The organism is Chelatococcus reniformis, from assembly GCF_014640075.1.
In the GTDB taxonomy this organism is placed as follows: domain Bacteria; phylum Pseudomonadota; class Alphaproteobacteria; order Rhizobiales; family Beijerinckiaceae; genus Camelimonas; species Camelimonas reniformis.
On record NZ_BMGG01000001.1, the window covers coordinates 993,677 to 1,008,266 of the forward strand.

Here is a 14,590-nt window from a genome sequence, read left to right on the forward strand (position 1 = left end):
CCGGGCGCCATCCCGCTCCTCGCCGCGTTGGTGATGCTCTGCGCCGCCATCGCCGTGGTGTCGATGGGCGCGGGCGCCGTCTCGATCCCGCCCGGTCGCGTGGTGTCCATCATCGCCGGTTGGCTTGGCCTCGCCGACGCGCCGGCCAGCGCACGCGAGGCCTTGATCCTCTACGACATCCGGCTGCCCCGCACGGTCCTGGGCCTGATGGTCGGCGCCACGCTCGCGGTCTCCGGCGCGCTGATGCAGGGCCTGTTTCGCAACCCCCTGGCCGATCCGAGCCTGGTCGGCGTGTCGGCGGGCGCGGCGCTGGCGGCGGCGACCACCATCGTCGTCGGTGATCGGCTGCTCGCCGCACTCGGCACCGGCGTGCCCTTTGCCCTGCTGCCGCTGGCCGCCTTCGCCGGTGGGCTGGTGACGACGCTGGCGCTCTATGTGATCGCGACGCGTGAAGGCCGCACGTCGGTGACGACCATGCTGCTGGCCGGTGTCGCCCTGGCGGCCCTCGCCGGCGCGCTGACCGGCCTGCTGGTCTATATCAGCGACGACCGCCAGCTGCGCGACTTGACCTTCTGGTCCCTCGGCAGCCTGGGCGGCGCCACCTGGGCCAAGGTCGTGGCCGTCGCTCCGGCTGTGGCGGCGGTCCTCGTCCTCATGCCGTTTCTGGCGCGAGGCCTCAATGCGCTGCTGCTGGGTGAGGCGGAGGCCTTTCACATCGGCATCGCCGTCGAGCGCGTGAAGACGGCGGCCATCCTCCTGACCGCGCTCGGGGTCGGCGCCGCGGTGGCGAGCTGCGGCACCATCGGCTTCATCGGCATCGTCGTGCCGCACCTGGTGCGCCTGGTCGCCGGGCCCGATCACCGCCTGCTGCTGCCGGCCAGCGCCCTGCTCGGCGGCGCGTTGCTGCTCGGCGCCGACATCCTGGCCCGCCTGCTGGTGGCCCCATCCGAGCTGCCGATCGGCATCCTCACGGCGGCCGTCGGTGCGCCGTTCTTCCTGTGGCTGCTGCTGCGGCGTGGCTTCGGGGCGCTGTCGTGACCCTGCTCACCCTCGATGCCGCATCCTACGCCGTCCGCGGGCGCAAACTCGTCGACGCGGTGGAGCTCGCGCTCGATCCGGGCGAGCTGCTGGTGGTCGTCGGGCCCAACGGGGCGGGCAAGTCCACCCTGGTCAAACTTGCCTGCGGCGAGCTCGCGCCGACCACCGGGCGCGTCCTCTGGGAGGGGCAGGAGCTCGGCCGCTGGCCGGCCTGGAGCCTGGCCGCTGCCCGGGCCGTGCTGCCGCAGGCCTCCGGCCTCGCCTTCCCCTTCACCGTCGGCGAGGTCGTGCGCCTCGGCCTCGACGTGGTCGGGCGGGCCCTGCCGGCACGGCGGCGGGAGGAGATGGTGCGCGATGCGCTCGCCCGGGGTGATGTCAGCCACCTCACCGGACGCAGCTACCAAACGCTATCGGGCGGCGAACGCCAGCGCGTGCATTTCGCCCGGGCCGTGGCGCAGCTCGCGGCCGGCCGCCTGGCTGCCGGCGCGCCGCGGCGGCAGGCATTGTTTCTGGACGAGCCGACCGCCAGCCTCGACATCCACCATCAACTGCTGCTGATGCACGAGGCCCGCCGGCTGGCGCGGGAGGGCGTCGCGGTGCTGGCGGTGCTGCACGACCTCAACCTGGCGGCGGCGGTGGCCGACCGTGTCGTGCTGTTGCGCGGCGGCCAGCTCATCGCCGCCGGCAGACCCGAGGAGGCGCTGAGCGCGGCACGCATCCGCGAGGTGTTCGCGGTGGAGGCGGAGATCCTGCGCGGCGCCGCGGGAGAGGCGATCTACGCCTTCTCAATGACGGATCCGTCCGGTGACGGGCGGCTCAAGCCCGGCCGCAAGGACCCCGTGGGGTAGCCGTCGCCGCAGCCCGACGGCCCCATCCTGCCGTAGCGGCTACAGCCGTCGCAACGCCACCTCTTCGATGCGGTGGCTCTCGCCCTTGTGCAGGATCAGGCTGGCGCGCCGGCGCGTCGGCAGCACGTTGTCGCGCAGATTGACGAGGTTGATGCGGCTCCACAGCCGCTCGGCCATCTGTAACGCCTCGCCCTCGCTCACCGAGGCGTATTTGCGGAAGTAGGATTGCGGGTCGCGGAAGGCGGTGTCGCGCAGCCGCATGAAGCGGCTGACATACCATTCGTGCAGCACGTCCTCGGCAGCGTCCAGGTAGACCGAGAAGTCGAAAAAGTCCGAGACGAACGGGATGTCGCTGCCGTCGCGCGGCAGCCGCGCCGGCTGGAGCACGTTGAGGCCCTCGACGATGAGGATGTCCGGCCGGTCGACGACGGTCGTCTCGCCCGGCACCACGTCGTACACCAGATGCGAATAGACCGGCGCCGAGACATTGCGCTTGCCCGCCTTGATGTCGCCGAGGAAGCGCAGCAGCGTCTGCGTGTCGTAGCTCTCGGGAAAGCCCTTGCGCTCCATCAGACCCTGGCGCTCGAGCTCGGCGTTGGGATAGAGGAAGCCGTCGGTGGTGACGAGGTCGACCTTCGGCGTGTTGGGCCAGCGCGCCAGGAGCGCCTTCAGGATGCGTGCCGTGGTCGACTTGCCGACCGCCACCGAGCCGGCGATGCCGATGATGTAAGGCACCTTGCTTTCCTGCTCGGCCAGCAGGAAGCGTTGCGTTGCCTTGAACAGCCCCTGCGTCGCCGCGACGTAGAGCGACAGCAGGCGCGACAGCGGCAGGTAGATCGCGACGACCTCCTCGAGCGAGATCGGGTCGTTCAGCGATTGCAGCCGCATCACCTCCTCGCCGGTCAGGGTGAGCGGCGTGTCGGCGCGCAGCTTCGCCCAGTCCTCGCGGCGGAAGACGCGGAAGGGCGACAGATGCGCTTCCAGCGTCGGCATGGGGTTCAGGGCGTCGGTGAGCATATGGTTCATGGCAGATCTCTGCCTCCCATCAGGAGCGGCGAGAAGCCTTTTCGTCCAGACCTGATTGTGCGGTGCGACGATTTAGTTCGTCCATGACGTCCCGCAAGGGAATGCCGGCGCCGTGCAGCACGACGAGCAGATGGTAGAGCACGTCGGCGGCTTCCGCGGTCAGGCCGACCCGGTCTCCGGTCGCCGCCGCCAGCGCCGCCTCCACGCCCTCCTCGCCGAGCTTCTTGGCCGCCTTGAGCGGGCCGCCGGCGAGCAGCTTCGCCGTGTAGGAGGTGTCCGGGCTGGCGTCCGCTCGCTGGGCCACGATGCGCGCCAGGTCGTCGAGGGAGAAGGTGCTCATCTCATGCCATCCGCATGGGCAGGCCGGCGTCTGCCATATAGGCTTTGGCTTCGCCGATGGTGTGCTCGCCGAAATGGAAGATCGAGGCGGCGAGCACCGCGCTGGCGCGGCCGTCGCGCACGCCGTCGACCAGGTGCTGGAGTGACCCCACCCCGCCGGAGGCGATCACCGGCACCGGCACCGCTTCGGCGATGGCGCTCATCAGCGCCAGATCGTAGCCGGCCTTGGTGCCGTCCCGGTCCATCGAGGTGACCAGCAATTCGCCGGCGCCGAGCTCGACCACCTCGGTGGCGAAATCGATGGCGTCCAGCCCCGTCGCCTGGCGACCGCCGTGGGTGAAGATCTCCCAGCGCTCCGGCTCGTCGCCGATCGACACCATCTTGGCGTCGATCGCGACGACGATGCACTGGTCGCCGAACTTCTCGGCCGCTTCCTTGACGAAGCGCCGGTTGGTCACCGCGGCGGTGTTGATCGACACCTTGTCGGCCCCCGCCAGCAGCAGCCGGCGGATGTCCTCCACCGTGCGCACGCCGCCGCCCACTGTCAGCGGCATGAAGCAGGCCTCCGCCGTGCGCGTCACCACGTCGAGCAGCGTGGCGCGGGCCTCGTGGCTGGCGGTTATGTCGAGGAAGCAGAGCTCGTCCGCGCCGGCGGCATCGTAGGCCTTCGCCGCCTCCACCGGGTCGCCGGCATCGACGAGGTCGAGGAACTTGACGCCCTTGACGACGCGGCCGTCCTTGACGTCGAGGCAGGGAATGATGCGGACCTTCAACATCGTGGACCTCGGTTAGGCAGGGCTCGCGGCCCGCGCGGCGATCAGCGCCAGCGCCTCGGCCGGGTCGAGCCGCCCGTCATAGAGGGCGCGGCCGGAGATGGCTCCTTCCAGAATGGCGCAGTCGGGCTGCGTCAGCCGCCGCACGTCCTCGATCGAGGCCAGCCCGCCGGATGCGATCACCGGAATGCTGACCGTGTGGGCCAGCTTCAGGGTGGACTCGATGTTGAGCCCGCGCATGGCGCCGTCGCGGCTGATGTCGGTGAAGACGAGCGCGGCGACGCCGGCGTCCTCAAAGGCGAGGCCGAGGTCCTCGGCGTTCATCTCCGACAGCCGCGCCCAGCCCTCGACGGCGACGCGCCCGTCGCGCGCGTCGATGCCGACGGCGATCCGGCCCGGGTGCCGGCGGGCCGCTTCGCGCACGAAGGCGGGATCGCGCACCGCGGCGGTGCCGATGATGACGCGGTGGACGCCCTTGGCGAGCCAGGCGTCCACCGTGCGCATGTCGCGGATGCCGCCGCCGAGCTGCACGGACATGGTCGGCACGCGCGCGAGGATGGCGTCCACCGCCGCGGCGTTGACGGGACGGCCGGCGAAGGCGCCGTCGAGATCGACGATATGCAGCCAGGCGAAGCCCTGATCCCGGAACGCCTCCGACTGCCCGGCCGGGTCCTCGTTGAACACCGTCGCCTGGCTCATGTCGCCCTGCACGAGCCGCACGCAGCGGCCCTCCTTCAGGTCGATCGCGGGAAACAGGATCACGGTTGCCACCTGAGGAAGTTGGCGAGGAGAGCAAGACCCAGGGTCTGGCTCTTCTCGGGATGGAACTGGCTGCCGGCCATGTTGTCGCGGGCGACGAGCGCCGTGATCGGACCGCCGTAGTCGGTCACCGCCACCAGATCGGCGGACGCCGCCGGCGTGAGCGCGTAAGAGTGCACGAAATAGGCGTTGAGGCCCCCACGGCCGAGCGCGATGCCAGCGAGCAACGGGTGCTCGCGCCGAGGCTCCAGATCGTTCCAGCCCATGTGCGGGATCTTCAGGTCGGGCTCGTCGGGCGCGATCGGCGCCACGTCGCCGGCGATCCAGTCAAGGCCGGCCGTCGTCTCGTATTCGAGGCCGCGGGTGGCCATCAACTGCATGCCGACGCAGATGCCGAAGAACGGCCGGCCGCGCCCGTGGACCGCATCGGTCATGGCCTCGATCATGCCCGGCACCGCATCCAAGCCGCGCCGGCAGTCGGCGAAGGCGCCGACACCCGGCAGCACGATGCGCTCGGCCGCGCGAACCCGCTCGGGATCGGAGGTGACCTCGATGGTCGCGGTGAGATCAGCCTCGCGAGCGGCGCGCTCGAGCGCCTTGTGCGCGGAGTGCAGGTTGCCGGAACCGTAGTCGATGATCGCGACGGTCATCGGCCGCCTCCCGGTTCGGGGAACAGGCCGACGACCGGCCCCGGCGCGGAGACGCGCGGCGTCGGGCTCGCGGACCGTGGTGCCGCTACGGCCTGGGCCTCGCCGGCAAGCCAGCGGGCGAACAGCTTGGTCTCCGCGCCCGCCCGGCTGCGGTCGAGCACCGCGTCGACCGCGGCGAAGCCGCGTCGTTGCAGCGTCCAGCCACGGATTTGGTTGGCCTCCAGCGCGAAGAAGACGACGAGGGCCAGATGCGCCAGGCTGGCGGCCGAGCGGTCGACGTCGAGCAGGTAGCAGGCGAGGCTAAGGGCGGCGCCGGCCGCGAGCACGGCCAGCGTGCCGAGCCAGAGCCGGTGCCAGATGAACCAGAGCAGGGGGAACAGCACCGCCCACCAGGCGATGCCGTCCTTCACCACCTCGGCCCGCTTGAGTGCCGCGGCATTGCCGGGCTGGGCATCCTCGGGCACGTAGAGCACATACGGAGTCATCGGCGCAGATCCCGGGGTGGCCTAGAGCGCGATGATTCGTCTGCGAGACATCATCCCACTCCAAGCTGTCGTCTTGAGCATCATAGTCTCCAAAAACCGGCGTCCACTTCTTGGGATGATGCCCTAGAGCGAGCCCTTGGTGGACGGCACCCGACTGCCCTCGCGAGCGTCGATCGCAACGGCCTTGCGGAGCCCGCGCGCCAGCCCCTTGAAGCAGCTCTCCGCTATATGGTGATTGTTCTCGCCATACAGCGTCTCCACGTGCAGCGTGACGCCGGCGTTGATGGCGAAGGCCTGGAAGAACTCGCGCACCAGCTCGGTGTCGAAGTCGCCGATCTTGGCCGCGCTGAACGACGTGCGGAACACCAGGAAGGGCCGCCCCGAGATGTCGACGGCAATGCGACTCAGGGTTTCGTCCATGGGCAAGTGCACGTCCGCGTAGCGGGTGATGCCGCGCTTGTCGCCCAGCGCCTGGCGGAACGCCTGGCCCAGCGCGATGCCGCAGTCCTCCACCGTGTGGTGCTGGTCGATGTGCAGATCGCCCGTCGCCTTGAGCGTCAGGTCGAACAGGCCGTGGCGGGCGAACAGGTCGAGCATGTGGTCGAAGAAGCCCACGCCTGTTGCGATCTCGGCCGTGCCCGAGCCATCCAGATCGAGGCGCACCGCAATGTCGGTCTCTGATGTCCCGCGCGCTATCTCGCCCACACGCATGTGCTCAACTCCCAGGAACACGCCTCGGCCATCGGATCTGGCCATCCCATTGCGGAGACACGCTCCAACTCCCTGGATCCGGAGCTTCGTAGCGATCGGGTGATTCCACCCGATGGCCAAGCGCTCCGGCCGCCGGCCGCCGCGACGCCGACCGTCCCACGCCGTTCTTAGAGTGAATCCGCGCTGGATGGAATGTGGAGTTGGCGCAAAACCGCCCCCACTTCAACGGCTTGGGAACAGCCACCGCGCACCCCCGCTGCCGGCCTCTACCCTCGGCGATCCCTGAAGCGCCTCGCGATCCTGCCATGCCGGCCCATCCGCCCGGCCCACCGCGCCGCGTTCGTGCCGCTGCCCAAGCAAGCGCCGGCCGCCCGGCAGCGGTCGCATGAATGTGCGCTGGGGCCAGAGGATGATCCCAAGGGAGCCCCTCGGTGCGGGGTCGGATCATGCTCAGACAACGACCTTGCACGGCGTGCTTCGAAGAAGAATCACGCCGCTCTAATGCGTCGCGAAAGTCAGCAGCACGCGCGTGCCCCGGTGGGCCGTGTCGTAGACGATGTCGGAGCGCAGGCTCTGCGCCATGGCCGCGATGACCTTGCGGCCCAGGCCGGTGCCGCGCACCGCCGCGTCGGCCGTGCTGCCGACACCGTCGTCGGCGACTGTCAGAACAAGGCGGCCGTCCGTGCCGCGCCTCAGCTCGACCCGCACGTCGCCCGCGACGCCGTCGGGGTAAGCATACTTGAAGGCGTTGGTCACCAGCTCGGTCACGATGATGCCGACCGACACGGCACGGTCGGTGGCGAGCTCGATGCGCTCCGCATCGATCAGGAGGCGGTGAGGGCGGTCCCTGGTCCTCAGGGTGCCAGCCAGCTCGTCGAGCAGTCCCTCCAGATACTCCTCCATGCGCACGTAGCGGATGTCGTCGGAGGTGTAGAGGCGCTTGTGCACCTGGGCGACGGCGGCAATCCGGGCCTCGGTCTCCCACAGCACGTCGCGCGCCCCGGGATCGGCCGTGTGCGACGCCTGCAGGCGGACGAAGGAGGAGACGAGCTGGAGACTGTTGCCGACGCGGTGGTTGACCTCGCGCAGCAGCATCTCGGCGCGGTCACGCGCCTCGCGCGTCTCGCGCTCGGCGAGTTCCTTGTCGCGGCGCATCCTGTCCTGGAGGAGCGCCTGCTCGATCGCGGCGCGGAGAAGCGTGAAGAACTCGCCGCTCACATCCTTGATTACATAGTCGGAGGCACCGGCCTTCAGGGCCGCGATGGCGACACGGCCCTCGTCCGTTCCGGCGACGTAGACCACCGGCACCGGATCGTCCCGGTCGCGCAGCAGCGGCATCAGGTCGATGCCGGTCGTGCCCGGCAGGTAGTGGTCGAGGGCGATGACGTCGAAGCGGCCGTGGCGGGCCTGCTCGAGCGCCCGAGGGCCATCGAGGGCGATGGTCACGTCGTAGCCGTGCCGGCGCAGATCCTTCTGGACGAGGCGGGCAAGGGCCGCGTCGTCGTCCACATACAACACGCGTCGAGCTGCCTCCGCCGCCCCGGCCTCGCTCATGCGGAGGGGACCTGCATGACGGTGAGGAACAGGCCCAGCTGCCGGATCGCCGTAGCGAAGGCGTCGTAGTCGACGGGCTTGGTAATGTAGACGTTGCAGCCCAGGTCGTAGCAGCGCTGGATCTCCACCTTGTCATCGGTGGTGGTCAGCACGATCACGGGCGCGCGTCGGGTGTGCTCGTCGGCCTTGAGCTGAGCCAGGATGTCGGTGCCGGTCATGTCCGGCAGGTTGAGGTCGAGCAGCACCAGGATCGGCATCCCGGCCCTGACCTGCGGCCCGAACAGAAAGGCGAGCGCCGACGTGCCGTCGGGGAAATGACGGATCTCGTTGTTGACGCCGGCGCGGCGGATATTCTTCTCGATCAGGCGGGCATGGCCGTCATCGTCCTCCACCATCACGATGAGGACCGGCTGCTGTGTCGTCATGCGGCTAGGCTTTCGTTGCTGCGTTGCAGGACTCTGGGGAAGTCCAGGGTGAAGGTCGAACCGCGGCCGGGGGCCGATGCCACGGTGATGGTGCCCCCCAGGCGGCGCACGCTGTTGCGGACGAAGCTCAGGCCCAGGCCCTCGCCCGGGCGGTCCTGGGCGCCGGAGCGGCGGAACAGCTCGAAGATCCGCTCATGGTCCTTGGGATCGATGCCTCGCCCGTTGTCCGCGATCTCGTAGACGATGCGCGGTCCGGCGGCCCGGCCGCGCACCGCGATGCGCCCGGGGCGGGACGCATCGAGGTATTTGACGGCGTTCTCGATGAGATTCGAGAAGATCTGCTCAAGCGCCAGCCGGTCGGACACGAGGGCGGGCAGCGCGCCGATCTCGATCTCGGCCCCGGCAGCACTGGTCTGCTGCTGCAAGGTGGCGGCGATGGCCGCCACCATGTCGCCGACCGCGATGCGTTCGGGCGTCGGCGTGCGCCGGCCGTCCCGCGACAGCTTGAGGATGGCGTTGATCAGGCGGTCCATCTTGGTGGTCGAAGCCCGGATGAAGCCGATGGCCTCCGGCAGATCTTCCTCGACGGCGAGCTTCGCCTCCTCGCCGACGAGGCCGGGCGCCGTCTCGGCGAGACGCTCGAACTGCCGCGCGATGGCTTGCCGCGACGCGTCGAGCTCGCTGGTGAAGCCCATGATGTTGACCAGCGGCGACCTGAGGTCGTGGCTCACGATGTAGGCGAAGCGCTGCACCTCCTCGTTCGCCCGGACCAGCTCGGCGGTGCGCGCGGCCACGACCTCTTCCAGGCCGGTGTTGGCCTGCGCCAGTTCCGCCTGGGCCCGGTGCAGTTCGCTCGTATAGCGGCGAACCACCAACAACGAGCCGGCGGCGACCCCGGCGATCAGCAGGAGCGCCGCCAAGCTGACGCCGAGCAGCCAGCTGACCGTGGCAGCCGAATCCGCCGAGCGTCGCCCGAGCAATTCGCTCTCCGCCCGGCTCAACTCTCCGACGGCGGCGCGCACGCGCGCCATGGCCTCGCGCCCCTGCCCGCTCCGCACCGCGGCGAATGCCTCCGCCTGCCGCCCGCTCCTGTAGATCGAAATGGTCTGTCCCAGTTCGGCGAGCTTGTCCTGCACGGCGCTCGTCAGATCGCTGATGCGAGCCTGCTGGGCGGGGTTGTCGGCGGTCATCCGCTGGAGCGATTGCAGCGCTTCGGGCATGCCGGCGGTGGCGCGTTCGTAGGGTCCCAGATAAGCGGCGTCGCCGGTGAGAAGATAGCCGCGCTGGCCCGTTTCACCGTCCTGCGCCAAGCTGAAGATGCGCTGGATCAGGTTCTGCACGGTCTGCGAGTGCACGACGAGCTCGGTGTCGGCCGCGGTCTTGCGCACGAGCCAGATCGCCGTCGCGCCGGTGACCAGCAGCGCGGCGAAGCCGGCGATCATCAGCAGAAGGATATTCCGGCCGAACGATCCGGACGTCATGGACATGAATGCGGTTGCTTTCGACTTTGCCAGTCGCTCCTGCCGGAGCGGTAGCCAATAGGGGCCCGCCCGGATCGACAAACGCTTCGGGACAGCCTGCGGACTCGTCTAGGGCATTTATCGCAACACGCCGAGATCTTTTTTGTTGCCTTTACTGTCGTTGCAGTAATGTCGGATAGCCGACAGAAGGAACGCTCTTACGGATGCCGCCACGCCACCGGTCGTCCGCAGTATTGCCGGAATTGGCGCCCCGCGCCGATCCATTGCAAGCGCCCCGGCCGGACCGTATGCAGACAGTGTCGAGGGGGTGACAATGATCCAGTGTGGCTTGCGCATGCTTGCCAGGGCTTTCGCCCCTGCGCTGCTCGCGTTGTTGATGAGCGTCGGGACGGGCGCCGCGGCGGCCGAAGCGCCCGCGCCCGCCGCGCCCCCGGCCGACGTGCAGGAGCTCGTTCGCCTGCTGCAGAATCCGGCCGTCAGGACGTGGCTCGCCGCGCAGGACGGCAAGGGGGCCGAAGCGTCGTCCGCCACGGCGGAGGCGGCAGCGGCGCCCCAGGATATGTCGGCGGGCGCAGAGGCGACGCGGCGGATGGAGCAACTGCGCGCCCATTTCGCCCGGCTGGCGGCCGCCGTGCCGCTGCTCGGCCCCGAACTTGCGCACGCCGGCACGGTGCTCCGCTCGGAGATTCAGGATCGTCGGCCGATCGGCATCCTCATTCTGGTCGTCGGCTTCCTGGCGCTGGGATGGGGCGTCGAGCGGCTGGTCTGGCGCCTGTCGGCCAGCACGCGCCGCTTCATGGAGGCGTTGCCGACTGCCACGCCCTGGCAGCGGCTGCGGGCGATCGCCGTACGGCTCGGCTTCGACCTCGCGCTCGTGGCGGTGTTCGCGCTGGGCAGCGTCGCCGCCTTCCTGGCCTTCGCCTGGCCGCCGGTGTTCAAGCAGATCGTCCTGCAATACCTGATCGCCGCGGTGGTGTTCCGCCTGGTGCTGGCGATCAGCCGCTTCGTCCTGGTGCCCGCCCGCCTGGCCGCCTACGAGGGTCACCGGCGCCTGGTACCGCTCGCCGATGGGGCTGCCACATTCTGGTACCGACGCATCGTGCTGTTCGTCGCCTGGTTCATGTTCGGCTGGGCGACGGTGAACAACCTCGCCCCGCTCGGCTTCGGCCAGCCGTCGCGGGCGCTGATCGCCTACATGCTGGGCCTCGGCCTGCTCGCCATCGCCCTGGAGGTGGTGTGGCGGCGCCCCCGTCCGGGGATGGCCGATGCGGCCGGCCCGGCCCGGGCCACTGGCCACACCTTCGTCAACATCCTGCTGTCGCTCTATTGCATCGCACTCTGGCTGCTGTGGGTCGGCGGCCTCATCGGCCTGTTCTGCCTCGGCGCTCTTGCCCTGCTGCTGCCCAAGGCCATCCAGCTTTCCGGACAGATCACCGACGCCATCGTCGCGGCGCCGCCGGCGGAGGGCGACGAGGAGCCGGCTGCCAAGCCGGTCGCGGCGATCTATGCCGAGCGCGGTGTGCGCGCCCTGCTGATCGCCGGAGCCGCGGTGTTCATGGCCTATATCTGGAACATCGACCTCGTCGCCCTCACCAATCGCGACAACATGGTCACGCGGCTGATACGCGGGCTGCTCAGCGGCGTCGTCATCCTGCTCGTCGCCGATCTGCTCTGGCAGCTCGTCAAGTCGCTCATCGATCGCAAGCTAGCCGAGAGCCAGGCCGGTCCCGGCCATGACGACGCCGAGCGAGCCCGGCGGGCCAAGCTGCGCACCCTGCTGCCGATCTTCCGCAACATCATCTTCGTCGTGCTGGCGGCGATGGCAGTGCTCACCGCCCTGGCGGCCCTCGGCGTGGAGATCGGCCCGCTGATTGCCGGTGCCGGCGTGGTCGGCGTCGCCGTCGGCTTCGGTGCCCAGTCCATCGTCAAGGACGTCATCAGCGGCATGTTCTATCTGTTCGACGATGCCTTCCGTGTCGGCGAATACATCGTCTGTGGCCGCTACAAGGGCACGGTGGAATCGTTCAGCCTGCGCTCGATCAAGCTGCGCCACCACCGCGGCCCGATCTATACGGTGCCGTTCGGCCAGCTGGGAGCGGTCGAGAATCTCAGCCGCGACTGGGTCATCGACAAGATGAGCGTGCGCGTCACCTACGACAGCGATCTCGACAAGGTGAAAAAGCTCATCAAGGAGATCGGGCTGGAGCTCGCCAAGGATCCGGAGTTCGCCCCGCATATCCTCCAGCCGCTCAAGCTGCAGGGCATCGATTCCTTCGGCGAGTTCGCCATCGAGATTCAGACGAAGATAATGACCAAGCCCGGCGAACAGTTCATGATTCGCCGCCGTGCTTACGTCATGATCCGCGAGGCCTTCGAGAGGAACGGCATCAAGTTCGCCTTTCCCACGGTCCAGGTGGCCGGCGGCGGCGGAGACGCCGCCGCGGCTGCCGCCCAGAACATGCTGGCAGCGAACAAGGCCGCGGCCGATGCCTCGGCCGCGGGCTGAGACGTCGGGCGCTCTATTGCGCGGGGTATTTCTTGGCGTCGCGGGCGAGCCGCAGGCACTCGAGCATCTCCACGTAGCTCGGCGTGCCGTTCAAGTTCGTCTCGTCCTCGCACTCCCGGCGCGACGACGCCGAGAACGTCGACCATTCCTTTTCGGTCTGCTGACGCGCGGTGGCTTCGTCGTCGAGGCACGCCTGCAACTGCTTCTTGTCGAGCGATTCCAGCTGGGCGGCCGCCTCGCAGCTCGGCCTCACGTTGAGGCTCGGCACGCCTTCCGCGGCGGCCGGCGCAATGAGGCCGCCGGCCAGCAGCAGGCCGCCGAACAGCGCCGGGGCCGGGGCGAAGCGGAGCCCTGCCGACAGGAAGGGCATCACGAACAGAAGGCTGCGCATCGTCGTCTCCACGGGCAAGCGGCCAAGCTAGGGCATCGGGTCCGCGCTATCCTATTTCTGCATCGTGGCTGCGCCGCAAGCCGTCCCATGCAAGCGGTCTGTCGGATGTGGCCGTTTTGCCGCGGTTGTGGGCGTGGACAGCGCGCCTGCGATCAGAGGGTCAGATCGGAGCGGGACCGGTTCTGACCGCCGCGACCGGCCGCGGCGGCTGCGCGGCCGCCAGCTCGGCCCGGGTGCGCAGCACGTCGATCCGCGTCTGGGCGTGGCTGAGCGCCAGGGAGAAGGCAGCGATGTCATCGGCCGACAGGTTGCATTCCGCCGCCTGCTGCATGGCAAGGCGGTAGACGTCGGCGATGTGCAGGTCCGCCTCGTCGAGTTGGGCGAGCGAGGGTGTTCGCGGCAGCTTGTCGAGCGTCAGCATCACCTCCTCCAGGACCCGCATCACAGTCTGCCGCTGCCGGCGCTGGAATCGGCCGGTGACGGCGGTGACCATCGAGCCCAGCCCGCCGACGAGGAACAGGCTGAGGTAGAGATAGTCGCTGTAGCGGTCGAGGAAGGTCTGCTCGTCGCCGTCGCGGAAGGCGCGGGCGCCGGCTTGCACCAGCATCTGCGAGGTGTCCGGGTCCGGCGTCTCGAGCGATTCGGCCCCCGGCGCGACCCGCCGCAGCACCGAGCGCATGGCGATGAGCTGCCGGGCCAGCTCGCTGATCGGCTGGTCATCGAGATCGGGCCGTGCCACCAGCCGGACGGGCGCCGCGAGCGTCAGCAGCTCCTTGCGCGGCAGCGGCGGCCGGCCGCCGAAAGTGCCCTCCGGGATGCGGAGCGCCTCCGCGTCCGGGCCACGCCGCGAGATGGCTTCCGCCTCGTCGATGTTGATGAACACGATCTTGCCGTCGGAGGCGTTGGCGATGCGCCGCACGCTGGCCGACAGGGGCCCGGAGGTCGGGCTGCCGACCAGCGCGTAGGCATCGAAGCGCTTGGCGGCCAGCGCCTCCTCGAGCTCCTCGAAGGAGATGACGGCATCGTGTGCCCGGGCCGCCGCCAAGCCATAGTAGTCGCGCAGGATGTTGATGTTGTGGCCCGCCGGGCCGCCGTGACGCACGATGGCGACGCGCTTGTCGGCGAGATCGGTGAAGCTGCCGACCTCGGCCCATTCGGGCGCCACGAGCACGACGGCTTCGCGCCGCAGGATGAGCACCGCCTCGACGCCGGTCGGGGTCGTCGCGTCCGAGCGCAGGACGCCCAGGTCGGCGGTGCCGGCACCGAGCGCGACCGCCACATCCTCGTTGGTCGGCTTGAGCTTGATGGCGAGCCGCACCTGGCGGCGCTTGTCCTTCAGGGCCGTCGCCGCCGCCTCGAAGATGGCGCGGTCGACCTTGTCCTCCGCCGCGATGGCGAGCTTCAGCGTCGTCGGCTGCAGGCCGAGGTAGATGATGCCGCTGCCGATCGCGACCCCGAGCATGATGCTGGCAATGATGCCGCGGACCACGCGAGCTTCTCCTCATGACGGCCGAACCGGGCCTGCCTGCCGCCAGCCGCCGGACGAGCAGGATCCGTGCCGCCTGCCGTCCATAGCTTCCGCCGGCAAACGAGCCGCGGCAATG

Annotated in this window: 15 protein-coding genes; 3 read left to right on the forward strand and 12 right to left on the reverse strand. The window is 69.5% G+C overall.

Features of this window, described 5'->3' with window-relative positions:
* The first annotated feature begins 33 nt into the window (after positions 1–33).
* Positions 34–1,038, forward strand: a complete 1,005-nt coding sequence (locus IEW34_RS04240; RefSeq protein WP_188607989.1) for a FecCD family ABC transporter permease — start codon at positions 34–36, stop codon at positions 1,036–1,038.
* Entirely contained in the window at positions 1,035–1,886 is an 852-nt protein-coding gene (locus tag IEW34_RS04245) for a heme ABC transporter ATP-binding protein (protein WP_188607833.1), read from the forward strand. The genes IEW34_RS04240 and IEW34_RS04245 overlap by 4 nt, the downstream gene beginning before the upstream one ends.
* Before the next feature lie 39 nt (positions 1,887–1,925).
* On the opposite strand, the gene coaA is transcribed toward IEW34_RS04245, so the two are convergent.
* The 10 genes from coaA to IEW34_RS04295 all read right to left on the reverse strand — a co-directional run bounded on the left by coaA (position 1,926) and on the right by IEW34_RS04295 (position 10,095).
* Positions 1,926–2,912, reverse strand: a complete 987-nt coding sequence (coaA, locus tag IEW34_RS04250; protein ID WP_188607834.1) for a type I pantothenate kinase — start codon at positions 2,910–2,912, stop codon at positions 1,926–1,928.
* Positions 2,913–2,931: 19 nt separating this feature from the next.
* Positions 2,932–3,252, reverse strand: coding sequence for a phosphoribosyl-ATP diphosphatase (locus IEW34_RS04255; RefSeq protein WP_188607835.1), 321 nt, complete (start codon positions 3,250–3,252; stop codon positions 2,932–2,934).
* Between the two features lies 1 nt (position 3,253).
* A complete protein-coding gene (hisF, locus tag IEW34_RS04260) occupies positions 3,254–4,027 on the reverse strand; it encodes an imidazole glycerol phosphate synthase subunit HisF (protein ID WP_188607836.1) in 774 nt (257 codons plus the stop codon).
* A gap of 12 nt (positions 4,028–4,039) precedes the next feature.
* Positions 4,040–4,786 carry a 1-(5-phosphoribosyl)-5-[(5-phosphoribosylamino)methylideneamino]imidazole-4-carboxamide isomerase gene (hisA, locus tag IEW34_RS04265; RefSeq protein ID WP_373288179.1) on the reverse strand — a complete coding sequence of 249 codons (747 nt, stop codon included), beginning with the start codon at positions 4,784–4,786 and terminating at the stop codon, positions 4,040–4,042.
* Positions 4,783–5,433, reverse strand: a complete 651-nt coding sequence (gene hisH, locus IEW34_RS04270) for an imidazole glycerol phosphate synthase subunit HisH (RefSeq protein WP_188607838.1) — start codon at positions 5,431–5,433, stop codon at positions 4,783–4,785. The genes hisA and hisH overlap by 4 nt, the downstream gene beginning before the upstream one ends.
* Entirely contained in the window at positions 5,430–5,918 is a 489-nt protein-coding gene (locus IEW34_RS04275) for a DUF2628 domain-containing protein (protein ID WP_188607839.1), read from the reverse strand. Before IEW34_RS04275 ends, hisH begins: the two co-directional genes overlap by 4 nt.
* Positions 5,919–6,041: 123 nt before the next feature.
* Positions 6,042–6,629: an imidazoleglycerol-phosphate dehydratase HisB gene (hisB, locus tag IEW34_RS04280; protein ID WP_188607840.1), complete on the reverse strand. Its 588-nt coding sequence runs from the start codon at positions 6,627–6,629 to the stop codon at positions 6,042–6,044.
* A 498-nt stretch (positions 6,630–7,127) separates the two neighbouring features.
* Complete coding sequence (locus IEW34_RS04285) at positions 7,128–8,183, reverse strand: sensor histidine kinase (RefSeq protein ID WP_188607841.1); 1,056 nt, start codon at positions 8,181–8,183, stop codon at positions 7,128–7,130.
* On the reverse strand, positions 8,180–8,608 hold the full coding sequence (locus tag IEW34_RS04290) for a response regulator (RefSeq protein ID WP_188607842.1): 429 nt from the start codon (positions 8,606–8,608) through the stop codon (positions 8,180–8,182). Before IEW34_RS04290 ends, IEW34_RS04285 begins: the two co-directional genes overlap by 4 nt.
* A complete protein-coding gene (locus IEW34_RS04295) occupies positions 8,605–10,095 on the reverse strand; it encodes a sensor histidine kinase (protein ID WP_188607843.1) in 1,491 nt (496 codons plus the stop codon). Before IEW34_RS04295 ends, IEW34_RS04290 begins: the two co-directional genes overlap by 4 nt.
* A gap of 370 nt (positions 10,096–10,465) precedes the next feature.
* Here IEW34_RS04295 and IEW34_RS04300 point away from each other — a divergent pair, with 370 nt between their 5' ends.
* A complete protein-coding gene (locus tag IEW34_RS04300) occupies positions 10,466–12,595 on the forward strand; it encodes a mechanosensitive ion channel family protein (RefSeq protein WP_244641751.1) in 2,130 nt (709 codons plus the stop codon).
* A gap of 13 nt (positions 12,596–12,608) precedes the next feature.
* Here IEW34_RS04300 and IEW34_RS04305 read toward each other — a convergent pair whose 3' ends face one another.
* Entirely contained in the window at positions 12,609–12,986 is a 378-nt protein-coding gene (locus IEW34_RS04305) for a hypothetical protein (protein ID WP_188607845.1), read from the reverse strand.
* A 160-nt stretch (positions 12,987–13,146) separates the two neighbouring features.
* Positions 13,147–14,475 carry a TAXI family TRAP transporter solute-binding subunit gene (locus IEW34_RS04310; RefSeq protein ID WP_188607846.1) on the reverse strand — a complete coding sequence of 443 codons (1,329 nt, stop codon included), beginning with the start codon at positions 14,473–14,475 and terminating at the stop codon, positions 13,147–13,149.
* Positions 14,476–14,590: the final 115 nt, after the last annotated feature.

Coding starts and splice junctions, on each gene's coding strand:
- IEW34_RS04240 (WP_188607989.1), top strand. CDS start 34: ATGCTCTGCGCCGCCATCGCCGTGGTGTCGATGGGCGCGGGCGCCGTC.
- coaA (WP_188607834.1), bottom strand. CDS start 2,912: ATGAACCATATGCTCACCGACGCCCTGAACCCCATGCCGACGCTGGAA.
- IEW34_RS04255 (WP_188607835.1), bottom strand. CDS start 3,252: ATGAGCACCTTCTCCCTCGACGACCTGGCGCGCATCGTGGCCCAGCGA.
- hisF (WP_188607836.1), bottom strand. CDS start 4,027: ATGTTGAAGGTCCGCATCATTCCCTGCCTCGACGTCAAGGACGGCCGC.
- hisH (WP_188607838.1), bottom strand. CDS start 5,433: ATGACCGTCGCGATCATCGACTACGGTTCCGGCAACCTGCACTCCGCG.
- IEW34_RS04275 (WP_188607839.1), bottom strand. CDS start 5,918: ATGACTCCGTATGTGCTCTACGTGCCCGAGGATGCCCAGCCCGGCAAT.
- hisB (WP_188607840.1), bottom strand. CDS start 6,629: ATGCGTGTGGGCGAGATAGCGCGCGGGACATCAGAGACCGACATTGCG.
- IEW34_RS04285 (WP_188607841.1), bottom strand. CDS start 8,183: ATGAGCGAGGCCGGGGCGGCGGAGGCAGCTCGACGCGTGTTGTATGTG.
- IEW34_RS04290 (WP_188607842.1), bottom strand. CDS start 8,608: ATGACGACACAGCAGCCGGTCCTCATCGTGATGGTGGAGGACGATGAC.
- IEW34_RS04295 (WP_188607843.1), bottom strand. CDS start 10,095: ATGTCCATGACGTCCGGATCGTTCGGCCGGAATATCCTTCTGCTGATG.
- IEW34_RS04300 (WP_244641751.1), top strand. CDS start 10,466: ATGAGCGTCGGGACGGGCGCCGCGGCGGCCGAAGCGCCCGCGCCCGCC.
- IEW34_RS04305 (WP_188607845.1), bottom strand. CDS start 12,986: ATGCGCAGCCTTCTGTTCGTGATGCCCTTCCTGTCGGCAGGGCTCCGC.